This window comes from Pacificibacter marinus, from assembly GCF_018860505.1.
Classification (GTDB): domain Bacteria; phylum Pseudomonadota; class Alphaproteobacteria; order Rhodobacterales; family Rhodobacteraceae; genus Celeribacter; species Celeribacter marinus_B.
The window spans coordinates 114,376-127,137 of sequence record NZ_JAHKPU010000019.1 but is presented as its reverse complement, the minus strand read 5'-3'; the positions used below and the strand labels follow the sequence as shown (position 1 = coordinate 127,137).

The window sequence follows — 12,762 nt, the reverse complement described above, 5'->3', positions numbered from 1 at the left end:
GCCAGCAGCCAAACCTCGAAATTCGTGTCAGCGACAAGGCGGTTTGTCCGTCTCATCTTTGTGTGTGACACCACGTTTCCAAAAGTAAATGATGCTGAATAGAGGCTAAGTTTGCACCTCAATGTTGCTTTCAAAACAACACTTGACGGTCGTGGATTTCGCCTCTCTAAGTGATTCTGATATTAAATATTCAGTCGTTGCCTCTGTGTTTCTTGGGGCTTTCTTGTGGGATGCTGTGCGCACGTATGAAAATCGAACAGGTCAAATTTACATTTAAGGGCGACTTGCTTGCTGCGAGTTTCCTTGAATTTGCAGAACACCGCGCGCGGCGCTTGTCGTTGCAACTTGTCACGCAGGACCAAAGTGACACCTGCGCGAAAATGATCGTGACAGGGCAGCCAGATTTGGTGGATGCATTTGAAATGGCTATGAGCCTTGGGCCACAAGATTGCGTTGTTCACGATGTTTGGCGTGACGAAATGCAGGTAAAAAAAGGAATGTCTTTATGACGCAGACCGTGGAAGTTCTGTCACAATGGGTTCCGATCGCCCTATCAAATATGATCGAAACGGGCACATCTGCTGGCGTGGTTGCCAAAGGCGCAGAGATCGTCGTTTGGCGTGACTCCTCTGGCGTTGCGCATGCTTGGGAAGATCGTTGCCCCCATCGTGGAATGAAAATGAGCTTTGGCTTCGTGCGAGGCGACCACATTACCTGCCTTTATCATGGTTGGGAGTATGATCAGAGCGGCACGTGCCAATATATCCCTGCCCATCCTGAGGTTGAGGTTCCAAAATCCATCTGTGTTGCCCGATATGGTGTGGCCGAGGCAGGGGGGCTCATTTGGGCGCAATTGCCGCTTGGGTCAGATGAGAGCAGCTTCGCAGGTTTACCTGCTATGGAAGGGGTGAAATCCGTATACATTGATGCCTCATATGCGACTGTTTTATCCGTTTTGCGCAAGCAGGGCTGTGCTGATGGTGCTGTCGCGAATGTCATGATTTTGGATCGTGATGGTGCCACGATGACCATTGGTATTCAGCCCATCTCAAATGCCCAATGTGCGCTACATATTACTGTGCCTAAAGGCTGTGCGGGCGATGTCAGGGAATCTATTCTTGATTGGAGCGAGGAGCTACGACGTAGCATCGAAGAGCTGGAGGTCGTGACATGATTTTACATAATTATGATCTTTTTGAGAATTGCTATCGGGTTCGTTTGGTCGCGTCTTGTGCTGAAGTGGCGCTGGAGCTGATCAATGTGGACGCCTTTCCCGGCGCAGAAGAAAAATCCCCTGAGTATTTAAAACTAAACCCGATGGGTCGCCTGCCTATTTTAGAGGACAATGCACTCGTTTTGCGTAATCTTTCAGCAATCCTAATTTACGTAGCGGAACACGATATCGATAAACGATTCATACCTGATGAGGCAAAGGACCGCGCTCAGATGATGGATTGGTTGGGATTCGCTTGTGACGATCTTGCTGTTGCGGTGCAGGCACGCGCTGTCGCCTTGCTGGATGCGACGGGGGATGTCGTTGAATTACGTGCGCAGGCGCGAACGCTGTTTCGTATTCTGGACGATCATTTGACTCGGCAGTCTTTGCGTGGCGCAAACTTCGTTGCGGGGGATGCACCCAGTTTGGCTGACCTCGCGCTGTTCCCAGCTTTCGCACTCAGTCGAGATTTTAATCTTGATCATGATGAGTTTCCTGCACTACGTCTTTGGGCGCGCAGAATACGCCTGCTGCCAGGTTTCATCACGATGCCGGGCATTCCAGACTATCATTAGGCCAGACTACTTTTAGGAAAGCTATTGGATTTACATCGCCTCGGTCTTGTTTCGTCTCGCGTCTACCACTTTTCTTTGGTGGCCCGCTTGGGGTCCATCCGTCAGACGGCATTGACGTTGAATGTTGCGCCGTCTTCAATTTCTCGTTCGATCAAGCAACTTGAAGAAGACCTTGGCACACCTCTGTTCGACCGCACCAAACAACGATTGCGGCTGACCTCTGCAGGGGAATTGCTTGAGCATCACATCAAGCAATCAACGGGGGAAATGAACCGCGCTGTGACGGAAATCGGTGACCTGCAAGGGCTGCGCCGTGGCACGGTCACTTTAGCTGTCATTGAAAGTGCGTCGCGAGGGATTCTGACAGATGTGCTTGCCGGTTTTTGGGTGCGCCATCCAGAAATCAGTGTCGATATACAGGTTGTGGGGTCACAAAATGCGGTTGATTTGGTGCATCAAGGTGAGGCGGATCTCGCGCTAGCATTTGATGTGCGCGTGCCGCGTAATGCGCGTAGATTGACATCAATTTCGCTGCCGCTTGGAGTCTTGGTCTCCCCCGGCAGCCCGCTTACGAAGTTGCGTGGCAAGTTGAAAAGTTACGATCTTTCAGGCGAACGGGTCATCCTGTCTGACGGGTCTTTGACGCTTGGAAGTTCAGTCGAGCAAATGTTTTCTGGGGCTTTTGTTGAATTTTCACGTCGGACAAAAACCAACTCTATCGGCTTGATGATTGATCTCGCGACCCGTGGTTTAGGCACTATTTTGCAGACCAAAATGGGAGTGCAGGCCGAGATTGCGCGCGGACAACTGACTTTTATTCCTTTGTCTGATCCTGGTTTAAGTTTAAGGCGGCTGACGCTTGTGTCGCGCCCGAAAGGTGAAGTGTCTGAAGCGGCTCAGGCGCTGGCGGATGTTTTGACGTCTACTCTTGAAGCGATGCGCGAAACTGCACGCGACTAGTGTTGCGCTGAGTGAAACAACTCGTTCTACAATTACCGTCTTTTGGGAACATTTTTTTCCTGACAGGTTGATAGAAATCGAGCTATCAACCGGAGGGAATGATGAAACAAAGTGCCGTCGATGCAGTGATCCGCGGGCTGAAACGGGCAGGGGTGACGCTGGTGTGTTATCTCCCCGATAGTTTGTTCAAAGAACTTTACCCCGCACTCGATGCTGATCCAGATATCCGCACGATTCAGGTGACGAATGAGGGCGAAGGCGCTGCGATTTGCGGCGGTATATTTTTGTCCGGACAGCGTGCAGCATTGGTCATGGAAAATTCCGGCCTGCGGGCGTCAGTTGAGCCTTTGGCGCGAATGGGCCTTGGGGCTGGCATTCCGGTTGTGATGCTTATGAGCTACCGTGGGGATATGGGCGAAAACAATTGGTGGGCTGTACCGCACGCCACCACAATGGAGCCGGTTCTTAAAGCGCTGCGCATTCCCTATGCGGTTGAGCGCGAAGAGGAACGCATCGAACAGGCCATCGTCGATGCCTATGAACTGGCTTATGCCTCCTACTATCACACAGCTGTGGCCCTATCTGGGAGTATCGTACGATGAAACGATTTGATTGTATGACCAAATTGGCAGCGCGCCTGTCTGATGAATTGGTGATTTTATCACTCGGTGCCTCCGTTGATGAATGGTACAATGCAGCGCCGCATATGCGCGAAGCGTCCCTGTTCCAGCAGCAGCTTGGCTGTGTGACCCCTGAAGCTTTCGGACTGGCCGCAGGTCTACCTGACCGCCAAATTGTATCGCTCGACACTGATGGTGGGCTTTTGTTTAATTTGGGTATTCTTGCGACTTTAGGCAACGAGCAGCCGAAAAACCTGTTTGTCGTTGTTTGGGATAACGAGCAATATCAATCGATTGGTGGACCCAAGACGCATACCGCGTCGGGGCGTGTCGATCTTGCGGGGATCGCGCGTGCTTCAGGTATCGATCAGGCGTTCACCGCAACAACGGTGGAAGAATTCGACGCACATTGTGAAGCGGGCCTGAAGGCTGAGGTTCCTTATGTCGTTGTCGCCAAGGTTTCGGGCACTGTGCAGCCTGAAATCAAGCGCAAACATTCTGATGGGCGTGAAGACAAATACATCTTTGTACGCCATGTCGAGAAAACCGAAGGGATCACGATAATGGGCCCTTCCGAGCACAATTGAGCAGGATATGAAAACCAGCTTTGACTATATCATCATTGGGTCTGGATCAGGGGGCTCTGCGGTTGCGCGGCGCCTTCATGATGCGGGCGCGGATGTTGCTGTGGTTGAATCTGGGCGGTCTAGCTTTGGTATTTCCGATATCGAAGATCCGTCTAAATGGTTCGGGCTGCAAAGTGGAGCATGGGATTGGGGGCATCATTATGCCCCGACCAATCGCATCCTTGACCGCGAGATAGCGATCCCGCGGGGCAAGGCCTTGGGCGGGTCTTCTGCGACCAATGCGATGATGTGGTATCGAGGTGTGCCTGCTGATTATGAACGTTGGAATGCGCGCGCGGCAGGCTGGAGTTGGCAAGACTGTTTGCCTGCGTTCAAGGCGTCTGAAAACTGGTCGGAGGGGGCAAGCGATTTACGTGGCAGCGAAGGCCCGCTTAAAATCACCCGCCCAAATCCAGATCATCCCCTAACGCAAGCCATGCTCAAAGGCGGTGCCGCGATGGGGCTGCCGCTTGTCGATGACCCGAATGGCCCCGAACCTTTTGGTGTGGGGTTAGCGAATTTCAATATTGATGGCGCGGGGCGACGGCATACTTCGGCTGAGGGCTATCTTTTGCCGATTATTGCCTCTGACCGTTTGACTGTATTGACCGAAACTCTTGCGCTTTATCTGACATTCGATGGAGATCGCACATCAGGTGTTGCGGTGAGTGGTCCAGACGGCGAGGCGCATCTCACAGCGCAATGTGGCGTGATTTTATCTGCTGGGGCACTGGAGACGCCGCGTCTTTTGATGTTGTCTGGGATTGGACCAGAGACAGAATTGGCGCGTTTGGGCCTGCCGGTCAAACTTAAAGCCGATGCCATTGGACAGAACCTTCAAGACCACCCTTTGCTGCGCGCATTGAACTTTCGTGCCTCAGCGCCGCTTGGAGAAATGGTGGGCAACGGCGGGGGGACGTTGACGATTTGGAAATCTGATGACGCGCTTGCCCAAGCCGATCTTTTGGCGTTTCCTGTCCAAGGGCGGTCTGCGACGCCAGCGCTTTGGGATCAGTATAACTTGGATGGGGACGACATTTTTGCCATTGGGCTTGGTGTGATGCGGTCGCATTCTAAGGGCCAGATACGCCTGAACGCTGCGTCTCCCACTGCGCCGTTAGACATTCAACCCAACTTACTTGGTGATCCGCGTGATTTGGCGGCCCTCGTCCGTGGTGTTGAGTTTCTTATGGATATGGTCGCCTCAACGGGGTTTGCCCCCTTTTTCAAAGATCATGTCGCGCCACTGCGATCTGATGACTTTGAGACCTTTGTGCGGCGCTCTTGTTCCACCTTTTTTCACTGTTGCGGAACAGCCCAAATGGGCTCTCGTGATGATGCCCCCGTTTCCCCTCGGTTGGGCGTCAAAGGCGTTCGCGGTCTCTGGGTCGCGGACGCTTCTGTCATTCCCGAAATCCCTGCGTGCCACACCCACGCGCCTGTCACGATGATCGGTGAACGTGCCGCAACATTTATATTGGAGGACGCATGAGCGACCTAATTTTGACTGCCGATGCCATTGTAACAATGAATGCAACGCGCGAAACGCTGACAGATGCGGCGATTTTCGTGAAGGGCGATGAGATTACCGCCATTGGCCCAAAAACCGAAGTGATTGCCAACAACCCGAACGTCCCTGTCAAAAATCTGGGCAAAGCTGTTTTGATGCCAGGGTTGATCAACGCGCATGCGCATTCAGGCTTCCTGCGCGGTACAGCTGAACATTTGCCTGTCTGGGATTGGCTGGCGCAGCATATCAACCCTATGCACCGTGTCCTTTTGCCCGAAGAAGCCGAGGCGGCAAGTTACCTTGCCTACGCCGAAAGCCTGTTGGGCGGCACGACAACAATCGTTGACATGTGGCGTCATATGGATGGATCTGCACGGGCTTGCGAAGTTCTTGGTAATCGTTTGATTGCAGTGCCTTATGTTGGGGAACATCCTGATTACAACTATTTCGACACACTTGATATGAACGAAGGGTTGATTGAACGTTGGAATGGTAAGGCGCAGGGGCGTGTGAATGTTTGGGTCGGTTTAGAACATCTTTTCTACGCCGATGAGCCCGCCCAACAGCGCGCCATTGATATGTCGAAAAAATACAATGTACCGTTTCATACGCATTGCTCTGAAGCTGAAATCGAACTGGCCGAATACCAAACACGTTACGGAAAAAAACCGATGGAGGTGTTCCGCGATCTTGGGTTCTTTGAGACCCCCTTGGCGATGTTCGCGCATGCGGTTTGGTTCTCGCAAGACGAGATAGAAATGGTTGCCGATTACAGCGTCTCTGTGGCGCATAACCCTATATCGAATATGAAATTGGCCTCAGGGATTGCGCCCATCAAAGAAATGCTTGCCGCCGGTATTCCTGTTGGCATTGGCACCGATGGCGAAAAAGAAAATAACAACTTTGACATGTTTGAAGAGATGAAAACTGCATCTCTCAAAGGCAAGCTGCGCGAACTGGATGCGGCTGCGATGGACAGTTGGTCTGTGTTGGAAATGGCGACTTGTTTGGGGGCCAAGGCCGTGGGCTTAGACAAAATCACGGGGTCTTTAGAAGTGGGTAAAAAAGCGGACATCATTGCCGTAGATGGTCGATCACCACGCATGACTCCATTTTTCCCAGACGGGCGTTGGTTTAATTTACAACACAATCTTGTCCATGCCGTCAAAGGCGGCGATGTCAAAATGACGATGGTCAACGGTGAGATCTGTGTCGACGACGGGCGCCTTGTGTCTGGCGATATGTCTGAAATTATTGATCGTGTTTCCCGTCTGGCTCCGGGGCATTTTCAGCGTCGCCAAACGTGGTTGGATGCCAATGGTGGCGGGACGACGCAATGGACGGACTAAAGGAGAAAAAGATGGCTGGCACCCAAGATCCTGTGGCGCTTAATGACTGGTATGCTGTTGCGACTGCGACAGATTTGGATCGTGCACAAGACACCAAATTGCTTGGCCACCCTATTACCGTCGGTCCGGGCCACAAGGTGGTTCACGATGGTCGAGATTTGCCAGTGCGTGAAAAGTTTGGGGTGCTTTGGACCACATTGGGCACACCGAACAAAGAGATTTTTGATATTGCAGAAAGCCAAGAGACTGGTCGCCGTTTCGTTCCGTGTGGCTGGGTCAAAATGCGGGCTTCTGGATTGCGGGTCGTGGAAAACTTTCTCGACATGGCGCATTTCCCCTTTGTTCATGCGGATATTTTGGGCTCTGAGCCTCATACAGAAGTGCTGAGTTATAAATCTGAAATCCGCCATGACGTGGATGAGGTCTGGGCAACCAATTGCAAGTTTTTCCAACCCCAGATGACGACCACCCGTCCGGATGGCGAGTTCGCGCAGCTTACCTATCGGGTGCCGTCGCCCTTTGTTGTGATGCTTTACCGTGTGGTGCCGGACAGTGGTGGAGTTGAAGATGCCATCGCGCTGTTTATTCACCCAATAGACGAAGATGAAGTGCGCGCGATCCCTGTGATGTATCTGACCGATCAAGAGGCCAGCCATACCCAACTGTTGCGGTTTGAGCAGGTGATCTTTTTGCAAGACAGGATCATCGTTGAAAACCAGCGCCCGCGGCTTTTGCCACTTGAAGCGCGTGCTGAAATCCCGACGCGTGCCGACAGTTCCTCGGTCGCTTATCGGCGATGGTTGAAACAAAAAGGCTTAACCTTCGGAACAACAACGCCGGAGGCGGCATGAAAATCACGCGGCCTGATAGTTTGAAAGAGGCTGCCAAGCTGATTGCGACAGGGGGCGTTGCCGTTGCGGGGGGCTCCGGTTTTCAATTGGAGTTCTCTCAAGGCCAAACACCACCCGAACAATATGTGCCCATCGGCCATTTGATCCCCAAAGGTATTCAAGGGCTTACAATCGGTGCAGGCACGCCACTCGAAGACATCCGGCACGCCAATATCCCGCTTTTGTCCAAGGCTTGTGCTGATGTGGCTGCGCCGAATGTTCGGCGTTTGGCCACTTTGGGGGGCAATCTCGCTTGGGGCAAAGGCTGTCTTATTCCCGCGTTGATCGCTTTGGACGCTGTGGTCGAAACGACCGAGGGCGCTATGAGCGTCTTGGAATATTTGAACGCGCCTTTTGGGATTATTTTGTCGCTTACCTTGCAGCCGCTTGAAGATAATAAACCTAAAAGCACATGGCGAAAAGTCGGTTTGAGACAGGCTTTTACAGCATCTATTATCGCATCGGCTGGGATGATGTCGGTGCTGGATGGTCAAATATCAGGCCTGCGTTTGGCTGTGGGTGGCGGTGCTACACCACCGCAAAGATTGCATGAAACTGAAGCGTGGTTGTTGAGACAAACGCTAGAAGATGTTGATCGGACTGATTTACGACACCGCATGAGAGCAGAAATTTTCGCCCCTGACTGTGCCTTTCGAACGGCAAGCTACCGCAAACGTGTGGCGGCAGCGGGGCTTGTTACGGGGCTGTTTGGTGCGCCAGACGTACCGCTGCACAAAACAACCCGCCGCCCCACAAAGATGCCCCTACCTGAGTTGACGGAATTGTCGCGCAATGCAGGACAGGAACGTTGGAACACGCGCCCTGATATGCCCGCGAAAGTGCGTGGAAAACTGACCTATCTCACGGATAAACGTGAGGCGCAGATGTTGGTCGGGCGTATTCTTCGCGCGGGGCGACCTCATGCGCGTATCTTGGAGATTGATACATCAAAAGCCGAGGCTTTGTCTGGCGTAAAGGCCGTGGTGACGCATCGTGATATCAAAGGGTTGAACGGGTTCGGCATCGTGTTTCAAGACCAGCCAGCCTTATGCGCTGATAAAGTGCGCTACACTGGTGATCCTGTCGCGGCTGTCGCTGCTGTCGATGAGGCCACTGCATCCAAAGCCTTGTCGCTGATCAAAGTCACCTATGAAGATTTACCTGTCGTCACAGAGGCGCGCGCCGCTTTGATGCCTGACACGCCTTTGGTTCATGAGACGGGTAATTTGGTAACTGAGGTGTCTCATGGTCGTGGCGATACGGAGCTTGAGTGGACTGAAGCATGGGCGAACGTGGCACATATCGTTGAAGAGACCTATGTAACCCCGCACCAAATGCATGGCTTTATGGAAACCGAAGGCGGCTGGGCGGCACCAGACGGTGCGGGTTTGTTAATCTGTGCCGGCGGACAGCATGGTGCGCGTGATCAAATGCAACTCTCGCGTATTCTGGATATGCCCGTAGAAAATTTGCGCGTGATCACATCGCCCACGGGCGGGGCTTTTGGCGGCAAAGACGAATTGACGGTCCAGCCAGCGCTTGCGCTTTTGGCGCAAAAATCTGGTCAACCTGTGCGGTTGCATCTGTCACGGGCCGAAAGTGTACAGGCTGGAACCAAGCGCAATCCCATGTGGATAAAGATGAAAACCGGTTGCGATGCACAGGGGAAAGTTATCGCGCAAGACGTCGATGTGCTGTCCGAATGTGGGGCCTATGCATCCTTGTCGCCTGGTGTTTTGGAAACGGCGATGGAGCATGTGGTTGGGCCTTACGCGATCGCGCATTATCGTGCACGTGGACGTTTGGCCTATACCAACAACGGCACTTGCGGGGCGTTTCGGGGCTTTGGTGCCAATCAGATGACCTATGCCATTGAGTGCCAAATGGACCGTCTGGCAGCGCTGTGTGGCCTCGATCCGGTTGACATGCGCCGTCGTAATCTTCGCGCGCTTGGCAGTCCTGGTGTGCTTGGTCAAGCCGTGGCGCCGACAGAGCGCTTGCCTGAAATGCTTGCTGCCGCTTCAGCTTCGCGCATGTGGCAGCCATTTGCCGTCAAAGAAGATGAATGGGCCGGTGTCGGGATGGCTTTGAATTATCAAGGCAACGGATTGGGGACTATTCCAGAAGACGAAGCTGATTTTGGGCTCGCGCTTAAGGATGGAAAAATCCAAGCCTTGTGCGGTTTGGATGAAATGGGGCAGGGGCTTATTGCCTCCTTACATGCCGCTGTTTCAGATAAGTTAGGCTGCGATCGCGCAGATATTTACGCTGTGATTGGCGATACAGAGCGCGCCCCCGATAGCGGGTCCACAACTGCGGCTCGCGGTGGTTATGTGGTTTGGCGTGGTGTCGAAGAAACGGCGCCAGCGTTTCAAGCGGCTCTTTTGGGGCGGGCTGCACAGATATTGAACTGCGCCAGCGACAGACTTGCAATCGTGCCTGGCGGGATCACAAAAGTTGGTTTGAATACGCAGACACCTTGTTTGACATTCGCCGACTTGGGAGATGTCGCGCCGGTTCAAGCACATTACCTTTTCCCAAAGACGAACTACCCCAAAGGCAACGCGCGTTTCATCTTTGCCTTTGGGGCAACTTTGGCACGCATTGCTGTGAACCGCATAACAGGCATGGTGCGTGTCGTTGACTTTGAAATGCATACGGCGGCGGGCCCCGTGATGGATATGGCATCCTATCTAGGGCAAATGGAGGGCGGTCTGGTGCAAGCCCTTGGTGCAACCTTGACGGAAGATATGCCCTATCTTGCGGGGCATCCTGTTGCGCGAAATTTCGATAGCTACATGATGCCAAACGTCAAGGATGCTCCTGAACATATACGCGTAACGGCGCATGAAAGTCTTGATCCTGAAGACCCGTTCGGGCCGCGTGGTGCGGGGGAACTTGGGGTTGGTGCCGTGACGCCCGCGATTGCCAATGCCGTTGCTGACGCGATTGGGTTTTGGCCCGCGATAACGCCGATTGCGCCCGAGACAATTCTTACAATGATGGACAGCCTTACGACGATGGAAGGGCGGGCATGATACAGTTTAAGCTTAACGGCGTGCCGGCCCAGATTGCCGCTGATGCAATGCTCTTGACGTATCTGCGCGAAGATATTGGAGCGACGGCTACGAAAATCGGCTGTGACATCGGACGCTGCGGCGCTTGTACCGTACTGCGCGACGGCGCACCGATCAATGCGTGTCTCGTGATGGGCTGGCAAATTGAGCACGCAGAGATCACCACGATCACCGGACTTGAAACGCAACCTGCTGGCAGGGTGTTGATTAAAGCGATGGAGATCGAGAATGGGTTTCAATGCGGGTATTGCGCACCCGGAGTAATGATGAGCCTCACGGGGCTTTTGTCTGTTGAAAGCCTTCCAGACGACGCGATGATCGAAGAGGCGCTTGAGGGAAATATTTGCCGCTGTACGGGCTACCATTCCATTTTGCGCGGGGCGCGTTTGGCACGAGATATGATGAAGGACACGAGACGATGACATTCACTGTAAAACCCTGCGCGCCTAAAACTGTCGGAGCTAAAGCTTTGCTGTCTCGGCCTGTTCAACCGATTTGGATTGGGGGCGAATGGCATGTTTTGTCTGAGACCTTTGATAGTCACGATCCGGCCACGGGGGAGCTGCTGACGCGCTTGTCACGCGCGGGTCAGGCTGAAGCTGATCAAGCCGTTGAGGCGGCCAATAATGCGCTGATTGGTGCAGATTGGGCGGGGATGTTACCGGCCACGCGTCAGGCGCTTTTGTGGAAAATCGCTGACCTGATCGAAGCCCATGCAGATGAATTGGCAGAACTTGAATGTCTGGACCAAGGCAAAACATATGCCACAGCTCGATTTGGCGAACTGAATGGCGCGATCGCGCAGTTTCGCTATTACGCAGGCTATGCGACCAAATTATCGGGCCAGACCATTACGCCGTCCATCGGATATGCGCCAGCAGGCAAACAGGTTATGGCCTACACGCGGCGCGAACCCGTGGGGGTGGTCGCGGCGATTGTACCGTGGAATTCGCCTTTATTGATGGCTGCGATGAAGCTTGCCCCTGCACTTTGCGCGGGATGTACTGTGATTTTGAAACCCGCCGAAGAGACCTCTCTCACGGCGGTGCGTTTGTGCGAATTGATCGAACAAGCAGGGGTGCCTGTTGGTGTGGTGAACCTTGTGACGGGGCTTGGACATGAGGTGGGAGAAGCGCTGGCTGTCCACCCCGATGTGGCCAAGGTCGCCTTTACCGGATCGACAGACATCGGGCGTCGTTTGTTAGGGTCCGCACAGGGCAATTTGAAAAAACTAACGCTTGAACTTGGTGGAAAATCGCCTGCTATTGTCATGAATGATGCCGACCTTGATCTGGCTGTGTCGGGGGTTGCACGCGGTATTTTTGCCAATTCGGGACAGGTCTGCGTGGCCGCCTCGCGCATTTATGTTCAACGAGGGGTTTATGATCGCTTTGCCGAAAAATTTGCGGCATCTGCGCAGTCAATGCGACTTGGGCACGGGCTTGATCCTGACAGTGATCTTGGGCCTTTGATCAACGCAGGCCATGCCAAACATGTGGCTGAGATTGTTGAGGCTGGTCGCACGTCTGGCGCCGAAGTTTTAACGGGCGGGGCGATCAATTCGGATTATCCGGCTTTCTATCACCCGACTGTGTTGACGCATGTGCGCCCTGAGATGTCCGTGATGCGCGAAGAGGTTTTTGGCCCTGTGGCCACGCTTACTGCGTTTGATGAGGCGGATGAGGTGGTCGCCATGGCAAATGACACACAATACGGTTTGGCAGCCTCGGTGTGGACACAAGACCTGTCGAGGGCGCATCGTTTAAGTGCTCAAGTGCGCGCAGGGACGGTTTGGGTGAACTGCCACAGTTACTTTTCGCCAGAGCTGCCAAAAGGTGGCATGAAGGCGTCTGGTTGGGGTGTTGAAAACGGCGCCTTGGGGTTGGACAACTATCTGGAAAATAAGACTGTTTGTATGATGGTTTAAGCCATTTTGGGG

The 12,762-nt window shown here is 53.4% G+C and carries 12 protein-coding genes; all 12 read left to right on the top strand.

Annotated elements, in window-relative coordinates; all coding sequences use genetic code 11:
- Positions 1-245 precede the first annotated feature (245 nt).
- On the top strand, positions 246-509 hold the full coding sequence (locus tag KO503_RS05735) for a hypothetical protein (RefSeq protein WP_215990607.1): 264 nt from the start codon (positions 246-248) through the stop codon (positions 507-509).
- Positions 506-1,174, top strand: coding sequence for a Rieske (2Fe-2S) protein (locus KO503_RS05730; RefSeq protein WP_215990606.1), 669 nt, complete (start codon positions 506-508; stop codon positions 1,172-1,174). Before KO503_RS05735 ends, KO503_RS05730 begins: the two co-directional genes overlap by 4 nt.
- Entirely contained in the window at positions 1,171-1,791 is a 621-nt protein-coding gene (locus KO503_RS05725) for a glutathione S-transferase family protein (RefSeq protein WP_215990605.1), read from the top strand. The genes KO503_RS05730 and KO503_RS05725 overlap by 4 nt, the downstream gene beginning before the upstream one ends.
- 24 nt (positions 1,792-1,815) lie before the next feature.
- Positions 1,816-2,751 (top strand): LysR family transcriptional regulator, encoded by a 936-nt coding sequence (locus KO503_RS05720; RefSeq protein WP_215990604.1) that lies wholly within the window; start codon positions 1,816-1,818, stop codon positions 2,749-2,751.
- Positions 2,752-2,852: 101 nt separating this feature from the next.
- The gene (locus KO503_RS05715) at positions 2,853-3,353 is read left to right on the top strand and encodes a thiamine pyrophosphate-binding protein (RefSeq protein ID WP_215944123.1); all 501 of its coding nucleotides are present in this window, start codon (positions 2,853-2,855) and stop codon (positions 3,351-3,353) included.
- Positions 3,350-3,958 carry a thiamine pyrophosphate-dependent enzyme gene (locus KO503_RS05710; RefSeq protein ID WP_215944043.1) on the top strand — a complete coding sequence of 203 codons (609 nt, stop codon included), beginning with the start codon at positions 3,350-3,352 and terminating at the stop codon, positions 3,956-3,958. The genes KO503_RS05715 and KO503_RS05710 overlap by 4 nt, the downstream gene beginning before the upstream one ends.
- Positions 3,959-3,965: 7 nt before the next feature.
- A complete protein-coding gene (locus tag KO503_RS05705; protein WP_215990603.1) occupies positions 3,966-5,489 on the top strand; it encodes a GMC family oxidoreductase in 1,524 nt (507 codons plus the stop codon).
- Entirely contained in the window at positions 5,486-6,856 is a 1,371-nt protein-coding gene (locus KO503_RS05700; protein ID WP_215990602.1) for an amidohydrolase family protein, read from the top strand. Before KO503_RS05705 ends, KO503_RS05700 begins: the two co-directional genes overlap by 4 nt.
- An 11-nt stretch (positions 6,857-6,867) precedes the next feature.
- The gene (locus tag KO503_RS05695) at positions 6,868-7,707 is read left to right on the top strand and encodes an aromatic ring-hydroxylating oxygenase subunit alpha (protein ID WP_215990601.1); all 840 of its coding nucleotides are present in this window, start codon (positions 6,868-6,870) and stop codon (positions 7,705-7,707) included.
- A complete protein-coding gene (locus KO503_RS05690) occupies positions 7,704-10,784 on the top strand; it encodes a molybdopterin cofactor-binding domain-containing protein (protein WP_215990600.1) in 3,081 nt (1,026 codons plus the stop codon). The genes KO503_RS05695 and KO503_RS05690 overlap by 4 nt, the downstream gene beginning before the upstream one ends.
- Entirely contained in the window at positions 10,781-11,245 is a 465-nt protein-coding gene (locus KO503_RS05685; protein ID WP_215990599.1) for a (2Fe-2S)-binding protein, read from the top strand. The genes KO503_RS05690 and KO503_RS05685 overlap by 4 nt, the downstream gene beginning before the upstream one ends.
- The gene (locus tag KO503_RS05680) at positions 11,242-12,750 is read left to right on the top strand and encodes an aldehyde dehydrogenase family protein (RefSeq protein ID WP_215990598.1); all 1,509 of its coding nucleotides are present in this window, start codon (positions 11,242-11,244) and stop codon (positions 12,748-12,750) included. The genes KO503_RS05685 and KO503_RS05680 overlap by 4 nt, the downstream gene beginning before the upstream one ends.
- The last annotated feature ends 12 nt before the right edge of the window (positions 12,751-12,762 follow it).